General features: G+C 34.6%; 14 protein-coding genes and 3 pseudogenes. 12 read left to right on the top strand and 5 right to left on the bottom strand.

Features of this window, described 5'->3' with window-relative positions:
* Positions 1-5: 5 nt before the first annotated feature.
* Complete coding sequence (locus tag NST60_RS05570; protein ID WP_016201856.1) at positions 6-1,061, bottom strand: FecCD family ABC transporter permease; 1,056 nt, start codon at positions 1,059-1,061, stop codon at positions 6-8.
* Complete coding sequence (locus NST60_RS05565; RefSeq protein ID WP_169188049.1) at positions 1,058-2,062, bottom strand: FecCD family ABC transporter permease; 1,005 nt, start codon at positions 2,060-2,062, stop codon at positions 1,058-1,060. The genes NST60_RS05570 and NST60_RS05565 overlap by 4 nt, the downstream gene beginning before the upstream one ends.
* 164 nt (positions 2,063-2,226) lie before the next feature.
* Here NST60_RS05565 and NST60_RS05560 point away from each other — a divergent pair, with 164 nt between their 5' ends.
* From NST60_RS05560 to NST60_RS05540, 5 genes are all read left to right on the top strand, one after another.
* Positions 2,227-3,246 carry an ABC transporter substrate-binding protein gene (locus tag NST60_RS05560; protein WP_235678805.1) on the top strand — a complete coding sequence of 340 codons (1,020 nt, stop codon included), beginning with the start codon at positions 2,227-2,229 and terminating at the stop codon, positions 3,244-3,246.
* A 457-nt stretch (positions 3,247-3,703) separates the two neighbouring features.
* Positions 3,704-4,717 carry a siderophore ABC transporter substrate-binding protein gene (locus tag NST60_RS05555; RefSeq protein ID WP_016201859.1) on the top strand — a complete coding sequence of 338 codons (1,014 nt, stop codon included), beginning with the start codon at positions 3,704-3,706 and terminating at the stop codon, positions 4,715-4,717.
* Positions 4,718-4,841: 124 nt separating this feature from the next.
* Positions 4,842-5,759 carry an ABC transporter permease gene (locus tag NST60_RS05550; RefSeq protein ID WP_224427985.1) on the top strand — a complete coding sequence of 306 codons (918 nt, stop codon included), beginning with the start codon at positions 4,842-4,844 and terminating at the stop codon, positions 5,757-5,759.
* Complete coding sequence (locus NST60_RS05545) at positions 5,759-6,823, top strand: iron chelate uptake ABC transporter family permease subunit (protein ID WP_169189623.1); 1,065 nt, start codon at positions 5,759-5,761, stop codon at positions 6,821-6,823. Before NST60_RS05550 ends, NST60_RS05545 begins: the two co-directional genes overlap by 1 nt.
* Positions 6,820-7,572, top strand: a complete 753-nt coding sequence (locus NST60_RS05540) for an iron ABC transporter ATP-binding protein (protein WP_016201862.1) — start codon at positions 6,820-6,822, stop codon at positions 7,570-7,572. Before NST60_RS05545 ends, NST60_RS05540 begins: the two co-directional genes overlap by 4 nt.
* Before the next feature lie 292 nt (positions 7,573-7,864).
* On the opposite strand, the gene NST60_RS05535 is transcribed toward NST60_RS05540, so the two are convergent.
* The 3 genes from NST60_RS05535 to NST60_RS05525 form a co-directional block, all read right to left on the bottom strand.
* Positions 7,865-7,987: a hypothetical protein gene (locus tag NST60_RS05535; protein ID WP_016201863.1), complete on the bottom strand. Its 123-nt coding sequence runs from the start codon at positions 7,985-7,987 to the stop codon at positions 7,865-7,867.
* 16 nt (positions 7,988-8,003) lie between these two features.
* Positions 8,004-8,903, bottom strand: a complete 900-nt coding sequence (locus NST60_RS05530) for a permease (RefSeq protein WP_341098332.1) — start codon at positions 8,901-8,903, stop codon at positions 8,004-8,006.
* An 87-nt stretch (positions 8,904-8,990) separates the two neighbouring features.
* Positions 8,991-9,443, bottom strand: a complete 453-nt coding sequence (locus tag NST60_RS05525; protein ID WP_016201864.1) for a MarR family winged helix-turn-helix transcriptional regulator — start codon at positions 9,441-9,443, stop codon at positions 8,991-8,993.
* 552 nt (positions 9,444-9,995) lie between these two features.
* On the opposite strand from NST60_RS05525, the gene NST60_RS05520 reads away from it, so the two are divergent.
* From NST60_RS05520 to NST60_RS05490, 7 genes and pseudogenes are all read left to right on the top strand, one after another.
* Entirely contained in the window at positions 9,996-10,220 is a 225-nt protein-coding gene (locus NST60_RS05520) for a carboxymuconolactone decarboxylase family protein (RefSeq protein WP_016205525.1), read from the top strand.
* A pseudogene (locus tag NST60_RS05515) lies at positions 10,219-10,416 on the top strand (arsinothricin biosynthesis radical SAM protein ArsL); the annotation flags it as partial. The gene NST60_RS05520 and the pseudogene NST60_RS05515, both read left to right, overlap by 2 nt.
* Positions 10,401-10,811: pseudogene (locus tag NST60_RS05510) on the top strand (RNA-guided endonuclease TnpB family protein); the annotation flags it as partial. The pseudogenes NST60_RS05515 and NST60_RS05510, both read left to right, overlap by 16 nt.
* A 542-nt stretch (positions 10,812-11,353) precedes the next feature.
* A pseudogene (locus tag NST60_RS05505) lies at positions 11,354-11,692 on the top strand (ArsR/SmtB family transcription factor).
* Between the two features lie 193 nt (positions 11,693-11,885).
* Positions 11,886-12,215 (top strand): ArsR/SmtB family transcription factor, encoded by a 330-nt coding sequence (locus tag NST60_RS05500; RefSeq protein WP_016201868.1) that lies wholly within the window; start codon positions 11,886-11,888, stop codon positions 12,213-12,215.
* A 15-nt stretch (positions 12,216-12,230) separates the two neighbouring features.
* Positions 12,231-13,529, top strand: a complete 1,299-nt coding sequence (locus tag NST60_RS05495) for an arsenic transporter (protein ID WP_016201869.1) — start codon at positions 12,231-12,233, stop codon at positions 13,527-13,529.
* 55 nt (positions 13,530-13,584) lie between these two features.
* Positions 13,585-15,228 carry an FAD-dependent oxidoreductase gene (locus tag NST60_RS05490; RefSeq protein ID WP_016201870.1) on the top strand — a complete coding sequence of 548 codons (1,644 nt, stop codon included), beginning with the start codon at positions 13,585-13,587 and terminating at the stop codon, positions 15,226-15,228.
* Positions 15,229-15,261: the final 33 nt, after the last annotated feature.

Here is a 15,261-nt window from a genome sequence, read left to right as displayed (position 1 = left end):
CCTTTCTATGCATTTCGTTGCTTATATAAAAGAAAGATGAAGTATGGAGCCCCAATTGTAGCGGTAAAAATTCCTGCAGGAACTTCAATCGGCAAAAATAAAGTACGGCCGATCGTATCTGCAATTAGTACTAAAATTGCCCCGATAAAAGCAGATAATGGCAATAACGCACCAAAAGATGAACCAACAAGCTTTCGAGCTATATGAGGTGCCATCAATCCAACGAACCCAATTCCACCTGCAAATGCTACAGCAGTCCCAATTAAAGCAGTACAAATGAGTAGTAATACGAAACGCTGCTGCTGTACTTTAGAACCTAATCCAATCGCTATCTCTTCCCCGAGATCTTGAATGTTTACAGTTCTAATCATAATGAATGATATCATTAGTAAAATTAAAATAATAGGAGCGGCAATCTGGATATTGCCCCAATTTGCGGCATAAACAGAACCAGTAATCCAAATGTTTGCCTGACTAACCTGATAAATTGGGCCTAAAATCATGAACAAAGTAGTTAATGATTTTGTTAATGCCCATAGCCCGATCCCAACCAGAACAAGGCGCACAGGTGAAACACCTTTCTTCCATGCAAGGAGATAGAGTAGAAACGCTACCAAAGTGGCACCAATAAAAGCTGCTAGCGGCATCCAACTAATGCTTATTGTCAAAGAGTGATTCATATCACTAAACAAAGCTAGAAATAGGACGACAGCTACTGAAGCGCCACCTGTTATACCGATGATATCGGGGGAAGCCAGCGGATTCCGTACAACAGACTGTAAAATGGCTCCTGCCACTGCTAAACTCATCCCGACTAATATGGATAAGAGAATTCTTGGCATTCGGAAAGATTGGACAATCAAGGTGTCGAAATCTGAACCATGTCCTAATAAAATAGTAACAATTTCCCAAGGTGGAATAAATTCTTCGCCTATACCTGCACTTATGAAGAATATAACAAGCAGAAAAATAAAAAAAGTAGAAATAAGGAATAATGATTTACTATCAAATAAAAAGGAAATATGATTCTTGGCTACTCTAAAAGATGTATATTTCTTCATGAATCCTTACCTCCTTTTCGAGCTATGTAAATAAAGAACGGTGTGCCGATGATAGCAGTCATGATGCCTACAGGTACTTCTTGAGGCATGACGATGTACCTGGCGCCAATATCTGCAAGCAATAGTAAGATTCCTCCAGTGATTCCGCAATAAGGAAGAATCCAGCGATAATCATTACCTACCAGCCATTTTACGATGTGTGGCACAACAATACCAATAAAACCAATTGGACCAGCGACTGCAACTGAAGCTCCTGAAAGGAAGATAACTGAAATTCCAATCAGCAATTTCAACGCACCAGTTCGTTGCCCAAGTCCTTTTGCAACATCTTCTCCCATGGTCAAAATATTTATCTTATTCGAAATTAAAAATGCCATTAAGCTCCCGGCAATAAGATAAGGTAAGACAGAGAATAAAATCTTTAAACTTCTTCCTTGGACGGAACCAGCCATCCAAAATAACACTTCCTCCAAGGCAGATTCATTCATTACTAAAAATCCTTGTGCCATGGATGAAAACAATGCTGCCATCGCAGCTCCGGCTAGTGTTAATTTAATGGGTGTTAGTCCCTCACGCCCCAATGATCCCAGAAAATAAACAATGACAGAGGTAACTGTTGCCCCTAAAAAAGCGAGCCAAGCAAATGCCTGTAATGAAGTAATCGATAAGAACATAAGTCCTAAAATGACAAAAAAACTGGCACCTGAATTAATGCCCAGTATATCTGGAGAAGCCAGTGGGTTTTTAGTCAAAGCCTGTAGTAGAGCCCCGGCAATCGCTAAACTACTGCCTACGACTGTTCCAATTAATGCCCTTGGAAGGCGGATTTCTTTAATAATAATATGCTCATTTGAACCATTGAAATGCTGAAAAGCTTGTATGGCCGTTTTGAAGCTAGTATCTGTATAACCTAGTACAATACTAAAAATGAAAATGATACATAATAATAATGAACCGATTACAAGTCCAGTAATTCTCCTTCCATTATTCGTTAGTAACATGTAGTTTTTCTCCTCTAATAGTTTCTATATTTTAGTTTATGAGAAGTAGAAAAGGCTGTCAATGATTATGAAAATCATTTTCAATTAATAATTGACATATTTTTCTTTATAACATAACATCTAATTGTAAATGAATATCATTATTAAATATGGAGGTAACACAATTGCTTACATACTTTAAACAACAGCGTTTTATTTCAATGATTGCAGCACTGCTGGTAGTTGCACTTTTAACACTGACAGGCTGCGAAAATACAAAGAAAGAAGCATCAGTAAAAAATGAGCCCTCAAGCCAATCAAACGCCTCAAAAAGCAAATCTTATACGATTGAACATGCAATGGGAACTACAGAAATTAAAGGGACACCAAAGCGTGTTGTCGTTTTAACTAATGAAGGAACAGAGGCGCTTTTAGCATTAGGGATCAAGCCAGTTGGAGCCGTACAATCATGGTTGGGGGATCCTTGGTATGATCATATTAAAAGTGATATGGATGGTGTGGAAGTAGTAGGGGTAGAACATGAAGTCAATTTAGAAAAAATCGCTGCTTTAAAACCGGATTTGATTATAGGAAGTAAAATCCGTCAAGAAGCAGTTTATAGTAAATTAAGTGCTATTGCTCCTACTGTTTTTTCCGAGACATTAAGGGGAGATTGGAAAGAGAATTTTGAATTATATGCAAAATCGTTAAATCGAGAAGAAGAAGGGAAATTAGTTTTAAGTGATTTCGATAATCATGTTTCAGAAGTGAAAGAAAAACTGGGGGATAAAGTGAATCAAGAAGTTTCCGTTGTTCGGTTTATGTCTGGAACTTCCCGTATATATTATACAGACTCTTTTTCAGGTGTCATTTTAGATGAATTAGGATTCAAGCGTGCTGAACAGCAAAAAGACCTTTTCACTGCTGATAACCAGCTTGGTAATCTGGCTATTGAAGTAGGAAAAGAGGTTATCCCTAAAATGGATGCAGATATACTTTTCTACTTTACATACGCTCCAGATGGTGATCGAAAAGCCTTGGATACTGCCAAAGAATGGACAAGTGATTCTTTGTGGAAGAACTTAAATGTAGTGAAAGAAGGAAATGCACATGAAGTAAGTGATGCAGTATGGAATACTGCAGGCGGTGTAATTGCAGCAAATCAAATGTTAGACGAGTTAGAAGATATTATGTTAAATAAATAAGTTCTTAGATTAATACGGTATTCTAATTATTGGTTTTAGTAGTAAGTAGGTTGTCTGTTTATAGTTCTCAAAAAAGGGAGATTTTTTATATTACTCCTAATACTTGTAAGGGAAAGTAACTCTAATACCTTATTTAATGTATAAATCTTAAATAGATGATGATTTTTGATTTGAATAATTATGATATAGCAAAAAATTTAGTCTGTTGCCACTAGGTAACTGACTTTTATTTCACCTATTTAGAATTCAACTTGACAATAAATTTTGAATTGGTATACTAAAACCATTATTGAAATTGATAATCATTATCATCTTTGTTTTTGAATTATCTCAAAATACAATAGATAAATAGAGATAATTATTTACTTTCATACATAAAAACCATTACATAGATGTTAATTTTATTAATTCAATAATCTGTTGTTTATAAATCTTATAAAGGGAGAGTATATAAAAAATGGGGAAATTTAAATTAACTGTTATTTTAGCAATTTTTACTTTGATATTGGCAGCTTGCTCCAATTCAAGTAATGGAAGTGGTAAAACGGAAACTAATGGGCAAGAAAAGGATTCTACTGAAGCATCGACGGTTGAAATTACTGATACTCACGGAACTGTTACTGTTCCTGTAAACCCAAAAAAGGTAGTTTCGTTGGATAATAGAACTTTTGAAACTTTAGCTGATTGGGGAGTTGAATTAGTGGCTGCTCCAAAAGATGTAATGCCTGCGGATTCTGCATATGTTAAAGATGAATCAGTTCGAAATATTGGAAATCACCGCGAGCCAAATCTTGAAATTATAGCAGCAGCAGACCCTGACCTTGTAATAATCGGTCAAAGATTTGCTAGCTATTATGAAGAGATAAAAAAATTAGTGCCAAATGTGGCTGTTATTGATCTTAATTTTGATGTTTCTGAGGAAACGGATACACCTGGAGAAAACTTTGTAAATGGATTTAAGGATACTACAAATTCTTTAGCACAAATTTTTGATAAAAAAGAAGAAGCTGAACAATTGATCGCTGATTTTGATAAAGCTATTGAAGATGCTAAATCTGCATATAATGGAACAGATAAAGTAATGAGTGTAATCGTTTCTGGTGGAGACATTGGTTTTGCCGCTCCTCATTCTGGACGCGTTTGGGGACCAATGTATGAAATTTTTGATTGGGCTCCAGCATTAGAAGTGGACGAGTCTTCTTCAGATCATCAAGGTGATGAAGTTTCTGTTGAAGCTATTGCACAAAGTAATCCTGATTGGCTTTTCGTACTAGATCGTGATGCTGCAACATCTGCGGCAGCGGAATCAGTTCCAGCTAAAGATGTAATTGAAAAATCACCAGCTCTTCAAAACACTACTGCTGTATCTAAGGGACAGATCGTATATGCACCAACTGATACTTACACAAATGAATCAATTCAAACGTATATAGAGTTATTTGAAAACCTTGCAAGTGTTTTAGCTAAGTAGTCTAAGGGAGTATAACATAGTGTTGAAAAAGACAATAAACAAAATTGCCGGGGTTGAGAAAAGTTCTCAGCCCCAGCTTTATAACCATAATATAATCTGTACAAAACCTTTTATAATAACGAGTATAGTTGTTATGATTTTAGGAATTATATCACTGTTTACTGGAGTCTATGATATAAGGGGGCAAGAGGATGGTATGGATATGTTTTTCATCACTCGAGTTCCAAGAACAGTAGCACTAATGCTTACTGGAGCTGCAATGGCGATGGCTGGACTCGTAATGCAATTAATTACACAGAACCGTTTTGTTGAACCTACCACAACAGGAACAAGTGAATGGTCAGGTTTAGGACTTCTGCTTGTTTATTTATTGTTTCCTTCCCCATCCTTAGTTCTAAGAATGACTGGTGCAATCATTTTTTCTTTTATAGGAACGATGATTTTCTTTTTGTTTTTAAGAAGAGTTAAACTTCGTTCGTCTTTAATTGTACCGATTATTGGAATGATGCTTGGAGCAGTCATTTCTGCAGTTTCCACTTTTATTGGACTCACTTTTCAAATGACACAAAATATTGAAAGTTGGTTTGTAGGTTCTTTTGCGGCAGTTCAAGTGGGAAGATATGAATATTTATGGTTTATTGTTATAGTTACTATTCTTATTTTTCTTTATGCAAATAGATTGACTTTAGCTGGACTTGGGGAAGATGTTGCAACAAGTCTTGGATTAAATTACAATAGGATCGTTCTTTTGGGCACTGCTTTGATTTCTTTTGCAGTTGGAATAGTTGCAGCTGTTATAGGAAACTTACCTTTTCTAGGTTTAATAGTACCAAATATTGTTTCCATGTTTAGAGGAGATGATCTTAGGAGTAATTTGCCTTGGGTATGTATGATAGGAATGGGTACTATAACTCTTTGTGATATCATTTCTAGAACCATTATTATGCCTTTTGAAGTACCTGTATCTTTAATACTTGGAACAGTAGGGTCTGTCGTATTTATTACTATATTATTGAGACAGAGAAAACAAAGGAGGCTATGATGAACGTATTGGAGTATAGAAATAAAGAATATGTTGCAATTGATTCTAGCCTTCATAATGAAAAAAGATCAGCTAGAGCTTTTCGTTCTAAGAAAGAGGAAAAAAGATATTGGATTCTGCTGATAACTTTTATTGCTTTGGGTCTCCTGTCTTCCTATGGACTTTTAGTATATAACAATCCAGTTCCAGTAAATTCACCTTCTTTTATTCCCGTTGTTATGAGAAGAATAGTAGCAGTTGTTGCTATGATTATTGCGGCAGTTTGTCAGAGTTTGTCGACCGTTGCTTTCCAATCGATTACGAATAATAGAATTATTACCCCTTCCCTTTTAGGATTTGAATCACTATATTCAACCATTCATACTAGTACAATATTTTTCTTTGGTGCTAGTGCACTGATAAATTTTACTGGTATTGGACCATTTGTATTACAAGTTATTGTTATGGTCTTGATGAGTTTGATATTATATGGATGGTTACTATCTGGAAAGTATGGGAACTTGCAACTCATGCTGTTGGTTGGAATTATTATTGGAACAGGGCTGAATTCTGTGTCCACTTTTATGAGAAGAATTCTAGCTCCTTCTGAGTTTGATATTTTACAGGCAAAATTATTTGGTTCTGTCAATAATGCAGATTCAGAATATTTTCCTGTTGTTATTCCAATGGTAATAGTTATAGCATTATTACTTCTTGTTTATTCTAAGAAATTAAATGCTTTGTCACTTGGAAAGGATGTCTCTACTTCTTTGGGAGTAAAATATCAATCTAGTATTATTTATGTACTTGTATTAGTTTCTATTTTAATGTCTATTTCAACGGCTTTGATAGGACCACTTACTTTCTATGGATTTTTAGTTGCAACGCTGAGTTATCAAGCGGCTCCAACTTATGATCACAGATATATTTTTCCGATGGCTCTTGCTATAGGATTTTTGATCATTACGAGTGCGTACTTTTTAATGTATCATGTATTTCATGCTCAAGGTGTCGTTTCCGTTATTATCGAACTATTTGGTGGAATAATATTTTTAATTGTAATATTAAGGAAGAGGGCTCTATGATAAAGATTAATAATGTTAGAAAATTATATAATGATAAGGTGAAAATAGGACCTTTGAATATTGAAATACCAAAAGCTGGTCTTACTTCTTTAATTGGACCAAATGGTGCTGGAAAGTCAACGACGCTTTTAATGATTGGAAGACTTTTAGAGATGACTGAAGGCCAAATACAGGTGGCGAGTATGGATGTTTCTAAATCTAAATCAAATGACTTAGCAAAGATATTAACTATTTTGCGACAAGAAAATTATTTTGTAACTAGGCTTACTATTAGACAGCTGGTTGGATTTGGGCGTTTCCCTTATTCAAAGGGTCGATTAACAAAAGAGGATGAGGCTATTATTTCTAAATATATCGATTTTTTAGACTTGACTGCTCTAGAAAATAGATATTTAGATGAGCTTTCGGGTGGTCAAAGACAAAGAGCATATGTAGCAATGGTTTTGTGCCAAGAGACGGAATATGTACTTTTGGACGAGCCTTTAAACAATCTTGATGTTGCTCGTTCTGTTCAAATGATGGAACATCTAAGGCATGCTGCTAATGAATTTGGAAGAACTATTGTGACTGTTATGCATGATATAAATTTTGCAGCTAAATATTCTGATAGAATTTGTGCTATGAAAGATGGACAAATTGCTGCTTTTGGAACAGTAGAGGAGATAATGGACCCAGTAGTTTTGACAGATATTTTTGAAACGAAAATAGAAATTATGGATGGTCCATATGGGCCAATAGCGATTTATTAATTACAAAGTTATTTTAAAAGGAAAAAAATAATTTTAATTTTGGATACTAAGCGTCTAAATCCTTGATACAAAAGGGGTTAGACGTTTTTTTATTATATCATCATTCGATCTAAGAAGGATTATCGTAAAATTATGATAAAAATTAAGCTAAAGTAAGGTAAAGTACTGAAATAATGTATACCAGGAAAATTCAAAGCCATATCGCTTAAGTGATATGGCTTTGAATAATAACAATTAAACGATTGACTTATGATAATATACTGTTAGCAAATGCTATAGTGTTTATCTGTCCCTAAGCTTCTTTCTTTTCTTCACTTGAACAACAATTAGTATTTTCATTAATAACTTCCACAATTTCTATATTGCAGCAATCTTTCTCTTTTTTATTTCCTTTAAAAATTGACATTAGTCCCATTATTAAAAACCTCCATTTAAGTTAGTATTAAAAATAAATATCCAGATACAGTAGCCATTAGGAATACAGATATTACAAAAGCATTTATTAATTTAGTACGGAAGATACTTTTCAACATTATTATTTCCGGTAAACTTGCTCCAGCACCTCCTATCAGCAATGCCATAGTAGGAGCAATTGGGAATCCATTAACCATTAAGGCTTGAGCTAGTGGTAACATTGTTGATAGACGAACATATAGAGGAATCCCAATAATAGCTGCCAAAGGAATTACCCATAATTGATTATGTTCAGAGATAAGGTTAAAGAAGTTAGTTGGCACGGCTTCTTTGATAATGGCTCCTACTAATGCCCCAATTAATATATATACTAGAACGGAGCGGATTAAATCTATTGTCTCCTTAATGGATTCCTTAATATTCAATTTGAAATCTTTTCTACGTTTTTCATCTTGCTCTGGAAGAACACCTTTAATGACTACATTTTTAACTTGTTCTTTGTAATTCTTTTTGTCTAAGTACCACCCGATAATCATGGAGAAGACAAATGTTGTAACGGAATAAACAATGGTTACCTTAAGTCCATAAATATATGCCATTAAGCCTAAAATCCATGGATCTAATAATGGAGAGCTAAATAAAAAAGTCATAACAGTTTGGAAAGGTACTTTACGATTAATCATCGTAACCAATAATGGTACAGTGGAGCAAGAACAAAAAGGGGTGATAAATCCTAGTAAAGCTCCCGCTAAGTTGGCTAAAAACGGATTCTTACTGCTCATCCATTTTTCTACTTTTTCAAATGGTACATAGGGTTGAATAATGCTAATAAAGAATGAAATACCAATAAATAATACTAATAAGTTCTTACTTAATGAAAGAAATTCTAATAATACCTTTGTTACCACCTCTGACATGAAGTTTTCCTCCTAAATCAAAATATGAAAATAATATTTATATAATAGTTGTAAAATACAACTATTATTTCCGAGAAAAAAGGGGCTTTAACAGCAACTGCTGTTTTGCATAGCCTCCAGAATTAAATCAATACTTTCTAAAACTTGACCACGCTTATTTACAGGTATGTTAGAGAGGATTTCTTGATTGTATATATTCATTTGTTTGGCAATATCATCTTCATATTTCTTTCCTTCAGAAGTAAGTGTAATGGTTACGTATCTACGATCAGTAGAAGATTGGATACGACTTACTAAATTGCGATCTACTAAACCTTGAATGTGGCGGCTTAATGTACTGTTATCTAAACCGAGCGATGATGACAAATCATTTAATGAAGGATTTTTAATACGATCTACTTCAAATAATATATGACTTTGCACTAAAGAAACCCCACAACATTGGGCACCTTCTTTTTCAAGTAATCCAAAACGACGAATTAAAATCTGAAGCATTTGACGAAATTGATACAAATCTTGCCCTATTTCCATGTTAGTCATAATTACAACACCAGTCTTTTTTAGTATTTAATAAATTAATTGTAAAATACAACTGTTTCATTTGTCAATAATTGAATTGATGTTTTTTTCAGAATTTTTAATTGAAAGTTCTCAAGATAGGTTATATCATCGAATTAACATAACGAAGAGGCTGGGACATAAGTATTCCAGCCAAGGATAATTCCGAACAATTATACGAAGATGCTAATGAATGTTCCGTATAATTGTTCGGGCTTTTATTTGTTTTTCAAAGGATGTTTCCATGAAGTTTGGTGCGATTCCCCGCAGCCGGAATACACTTCGCTTTCCATGGGGCTCGCGCTGAGCCGCTTCGGCCTGTGGCCTGCAGGGTCTCAGACTGTCTCGCTAATCCCATAGGAGTCTTCGTGTATTCCGGCTGCTCTGTTTTTCCAACTAATTATATTTCCTCTTGTAAAAAGTATGCGAAAGCAGCCGCTATTTACTAGCTATATTAGAAATTGTTCGTCTTTACAGAGTATCTATTTAGTTATGTCCCATCCTCTAATAAAGTTAATAAGTAGATAGATTAATATGTTATCTTTAAACCCACAATTAAATTCTATTTTTGATACGTTTTTTAACGAAGCAGTTGAAGGTGGTACTTTACCAGAAAGAGAAAAAGTGGTTGCTATATTAACGTCAGCAACTTTGCTTAATGATCAGGGGGCTTTAAAGAATGCTGTACTGATGGCTAAGCAGCTTGGATTTAATAGTGAAGAAATTGGACAAATCACAGCTATTGCTGTTAATGCTTAACGTTTCCGTATTAGATACTTATGTAGAGGGAATAGTGGAAGAAAAATTTTTACATAAAGGATTAATTGCCATATCTGTCCCATTATTCAATGCGGTACATGCTGGAGTAGAAATTGCTAAACGCGCTGCTAAACTAAATCCCAATGCTCATATAACATTTTTTGGACAGCATGCTACTATAAACGTAAAGTCGCTAGATTGCACGAAAGAGTCATGAATCAACGTGACGATTTCCTTAACAAATTCAGTACAGAAATCATCAAAAACCACGATATTGTCTGTATCGAAGATTTGAATACGAAAGGAATGTTACGCAATCATAAGTTAGCAAAATCAATCTCTGATGTATCGTGGTCTGCTTTTGTATCGAAATTAGAATACAAAGCCAAATGGTACGGTAAAACAATCGTAAAAATAAGCAGATGGTTTCCGTCCAGTCAAATATGTTCCGATTGTGGACATCAGGATGGCAAGAAACCTCTTGAAATAAGAGATTGGACTAGTCCTGTTTGCCACGAACATCACGATAGAGATATAAATGCCAGCAAAAATATCCTAGCTGAAGGCTTAAGAACTTTAGTTTTGGCTTAAACAAAATATAGAACCGTAGGAATCGATGGGGATAGCTTGGTCAATAAGAGAAACCTCTGTTGGCAAAGAAATACGTCAACAAGTACGCTCTGTTCCCAAGAATCTCCCACTTCAATCAGATCGCAAGGTCGATAAGTGGGGGGAGTTCAATAGTGAAGACGAGATTCTTAAGAATGTAACACCTACAGTAGTAGTAAATGGTAATTTGATAAGTTTCGGCACAAAACCCCATATAGGAACAAGTAGTAAAAGAATTTATCTAAGTTAATTAATCTACCATATAGAAGACTTTGTTAAGTAGTAGTGTCTCCAAGAGTACTACTACTTTTTTTATCCTTTAGGTAATCGAAAGGCATAATAATCTTATTCTAGATACAAATATCTTCATGCAATTATGCAATTATGCAATAGGGAATGAATATTATATTTTTTTAATATGGTACATGAAATAGTGAATAAACCTTGACTAGCTTTTATTTTCTTGAAAACTATAGGAAATCCATTTAATATAAACTTAATTCAAAGGGGACTGGTGATTAAACATGACTACTGGACAATTAGAATCTACTGCTCATATCTTAAACCTGCTAGGTGATCGGACAAGGTTATCCATAATGGGAATGCTTCTGATACATGATTGTTGTGTTTGTGAGTAGGTAGATGTTTTTCAAATGACTCAACCAGCTGTAAGTCAACATTTAAGAAAATTAAAAGATGCAGGTCTAGTTAAAGAACAAAGAAAAGGCCAATGGGTTATTTACTCTCTTGACCAACAAAATCACTTTTTTCCTGTGATAAAAGATATTTTAGGTTATGTCCCGAATCAAAATGCAAAGTTTAGATGGCTTGAGGATAACGGATTGCGTATATCCTGTGATTAAATAGATTAATGTAGTTGACATTAACTTATTCTCTTATTAACATATAAGTATATACTTATGTAAGTGGTGACATTTATCTGACACTACGACTTATTAGTATTCCTTATTGTAATATACATATAAGTAAATAACAATATACTTATATGTTCTTGTGAAGGTATAGAATGGGAGGTTAATAGTATTGATACATGAATTGGAATTAAAAGAAACAGCAAATGTATTAAAGCTTTTAGGTGATAAAACAAGATTAGCTATGGTAAGTATGTTGGCTGAGCAGGAATGTTGTGTATGTGAATTTGTTGAAATTTTCAAAATGTCACAGCCTTCTATAAGCCAGCATTTAAGGAAAATGAGGGATCTAGGAATTGTAAAAGAACAAAGAAAAGGTCAGTGGGTGGTCTATTCTTTAAGCACAACAAGTGAATACTACGAAATAGTAAAAACGTTATTAAAACATGTACCAAGCCAGAGAGAAAAGTTTCAATGGCTAGAGGAAAAGGGTTTAAGAATTATATGTAATTAGTGGAGGTTAACAGCTTTGTTACAAACAATATTAGCAATAATTATCTTTTTATTAACACTGACATTAGTTATCTGGCAACCGAAAAATCTTTCGATTGGTTGGTCAGCATGTGGGGGTGGAATTTTAGCCCTTCTTGTTGGTGTAGTTGATTTCCAAGATGTCATTGACGTAACAGGCATTGTTTGGAATGCAACACTGGCTTTTGTCGCAATTATTATTATTTCTTTAATACTAGATGAAATAGGATTTTTCGAATGGGCTGCTTTACATGTGGCAAAATTCGCTGGTGGTAACGGCTTGAAGATGTTTGTTTACGTCGCTATTCTAGGTGCTATTGTTGCAGCTTTTTTTGCAAACGATGGGGCAGCACTAATTTTAACACCAATCGTTTTAGCAATGGTTAGAGCGTTAAAGTTAGAAGAAAAAATGGTTTTTCCATTCATCATTGCAAGTGGTTTTATTGCCGATACTACATCTTTACCTTTGGTTGTCAGTAATTTGGTTAACATCGTTTCTGCTGATTTCTTTGATATTGGTTTTGTAGAATATGCTTCCAGAATGATTGTGCCAAATATTTTTTCTTTAGTAGCAAGTATCTTAGTGTTGTATTTATATTTCCGTAAAAGAATTCCAAAGGTATATGATTTAAACCAATTAAAAGTACCTCAAGATGCGATAAAAGATTTAAAGATGTTTCGTTTATCATGGTTGATTTTAGCTGTATTACTCATTGGTTATTTCGTCAGTGAATTCTTGTCTATTCCGGTTTCACTCATTGCAGGAGTAATCGCAATTATCTTCCTTGGAATTGCTAGAAGAAGCTCGGTAGTATCTATTAAGAAAGTAGTAAAGGGTGCACCATGGGCAATTGTTTTTTTCTCAATTGGAATGTATGTTGTCATTTATGGTTTACGAAATGTCGGTTTAACAGACCTGCTTTCTAGTGTTATTCAGGCAGTTACAGATCAAGGATTATTTGTTGCAACACTTGGTATGGGATTCATCGCTGCTATTATTTCTTCTATTATGAATAATATGCCCACAGTACTTATTGATGCTTTAGCCATAGCCGATACAAACGCAACTGGAGTAGTAAAAGAAGGATTGATTTATGCAAATATTATTGGGTCTGATTTAGGTCCTAAAATTACACCAATTGGTTCTTTAGCAACCTTGTTATGGCTTCATGTTTTATCTCAAAAAGGGGTGAAAATAGCATGGGGTACCTATTTCAAAACTGGTATCATCTTAACTATTCCAACTCTTTTAATTACATTAATCGGTTTATATTTGTGGCTTTCCATTCTGTCATAGAGAAAGTTAGCTAAGTGTACATCTTATATAGATACTAAATTCGGAGGGTATAATCATGAAAGTAATTATTATAGGATCTGTTGCAGCAGGAACTTCTGTAGCAGCAAAAGCACGTAGAAACGATGAGACAGCGGATATCACATTGTACAATGCAGATTATGACATTTCTTACTCGATATGTGGCATTCCTTATTTTCTAGGCGGAGAAGTAGAAGAATTAGAAACATTAACTCCAAGAAGTGCTGCTTGGTTCAAAAAGCGATACAATGTTGATATTTTTATTCGTCACGAAGTTATTAAGATTGACGCTAAGCAGAAAAAAATTCAAGTGAAAAACTTAGATACAAATGAAATAAAAGAAGATACTTATGATGTATTGGTATTTGCAACAGGAGCTTCACCAATAACTCCTAATATTCCTGGAGTAGAAGAAGACCACGTTTTCCAAGTACGTACCATACAAAATACAGTAGCAATTGATCAATATATGAAAGCAAACCAACCAAAGAAAGCTACTATTATTGGAGCAGGATATATTGGGTTAGAAATGGCGGAGCAACTTAGTCATAGAGGATTAGATGTCACGATTATACAACGTAGTAATCATGTAATGACACATATGGATAAAGATATTGCTTCCCGTGTGGAAGAGCATCTAGTAAAGAAAGGTATCACCCTAATCTTAAATGAGGAAGTAACAGTTATAGACAAGATGAATGTACAAACTAAATCTGGAAAATTTATTGGAACAGATATGGTTATATTAGCTACAGGGGTTCGCCCAAATACAAAATTGGCTAAGGAAATCGGTGTTGAACTAGGTAATAGTGGAGCTATCGCTGTTAACAGCAAAATGCAGACTAATCTTCCTGATATCTATGCTGTAGGTGATGTGGCAGAAAGTTACTCAGTTATTACAGGAAAATCTATCTATCGTCCATTAGGAAGTACAGCTAACAAAATGGGGAGAATTGCTGGAGACGTAATAACGGGTGGCTCTTTAGAACATCGAGGTATTCTAGGAACTGGCATATTAAGAGTATTTGATTTAGCAGTCGGCCAAACTGGAATGAATGAAGTGGAAGCATTAGAAGAAGGTTATGATATTGAAATACTCCATAATATTAAACCAGCTAGAGCAGAGTATCTAGGCGGAAAAGAGTTACTCATTAAAGCAATAGCAGATAGACAAACAGGAAGAATCTTAGGTGTACAAATAGTAGGGAAAGAAGGAGTAGATAAACGAATTGATGTCTTTGTAACAGCTATCACGTTTAAGGCGAAAGCAGAAGACTTGTTTCATCTTGATCTTGCCTATGCACCTCCATTTAGTACTACGAAAGATCCAGTTATGTATACTGGAATGGCCTTGCAGAATGCAATTGAAAAGAAAAATAAGCTAATTACACCGAAAGAACTGACGGATAGGCTTGAAAAAGGAGAAAAGATTCAGGTAATTGATACACGTTCCACAGAACAATATAAAGTATCAAAAGTGGAGAGTGCCATTAATATACCTTTAGGAGCCTTGCGTGACAAATGCAAAGACCTTAATCCGAGCTTACCTACAGTAACTTATTGCAATGGTGGAATAACGGGAAATGCAGCACAAAATGTTCTACGCAACTTAGGATTCTATGATATTTATAATCTTTCTGGTGGCAATAAGAATTATCAAAATTACATGAAAAACAAGTAATTAAAGTAGACCTTAGGTGTTCCTAAGGTCTAC

The sequence above is a fragment of the Niallia sp. FSL W8-1348 genome (genome assembly GCF_038006745.1).
In the GTDB taxonomy this organism is placed as follows: Bacteria; Bacillota; Bacilli; order Bacillales; family Cytobacillaceae; genus Niallia; species Niallia alba.
This window is presented reverse-complemented; position numbering and strand designations above follow the sequence as displayed.

What these genes read in the sequence shown, in the direction of transcription:
- NST60_RS05535 (WP_016201863.1), bottom strand. Translation starts at nt 7,987, where the DNA reads ATGGGACTAATGTCAATTTTTAAAGGAAATAAAAAAGAGAAAGATTGC.
- NST60_RS05545 (WP_169189623.1), top strand. Translation starts at nt 5,759, where the DNA reads ATGAACGTATTGGAGTATAGAAATAAAGAATATGTTGCAATTGATTCT.
- NST60_RS05565 (WP_169188049.1), bottom strand. Translation starts at nt 2,062, where the DNA reads ATGTTACTAACGAATAATGGAAGGAGAATTACTGGACTTGTAATCGGT.
- NST60_RS05525 (WP_016201864.1), bottom strand. Translation starts at nt 9,443, where the DNA reads ATGACTAACATGGAAATAGGGCAAGATTTGTATCAATTTCGTCAAATG.
- NST60_RS05555 (WP_016201859.1), top strand. Translation starts at nt 3,704, where the DNA reads ATGGGGAAATTTAAATTAACTGTTATTTTAGCAATTTTTACTTTGATA.
- NST60_RS05520 (WP_016205525.1), top strand. Translation starts at nt 9,996, where the DNA reads ATGTTATCTTTAAACCCACAATTAAATTCTATTTTTGATACGTTTTTT.
- NST60_RS05540 (WP_016201862.1), top strand. Translation starts at nt 6,820, where the DNA reads ATGATAAAGATTAATAATGTTAGAAAATTATATAATGATAAGGTGAAA.
- NST60_RS05570 (WP_016201856.1), bottom strand. Translation starts at nt 1,061, where the DNA reads ATGAAGAAATATACATCTTTTAGAGTAGCCAAGAATCATATTTCCTTT.
- NST60_RS05530 (WP_341098332.1), bottom strand. Translation starts at nt 8,903, where the DNA reads ATGTCAGAGGTGGTAACAAAGGTATTATTAGAATTTCTTTCATTAAGT.
- NST60_RS05490 (WP_016201870.1), top strand. Translation starts at nt 13,585, where the DNA reads ATGAAAGTAATTATTATAGGATCTGTTGCAGCAGGAACTTCTGTAGCA.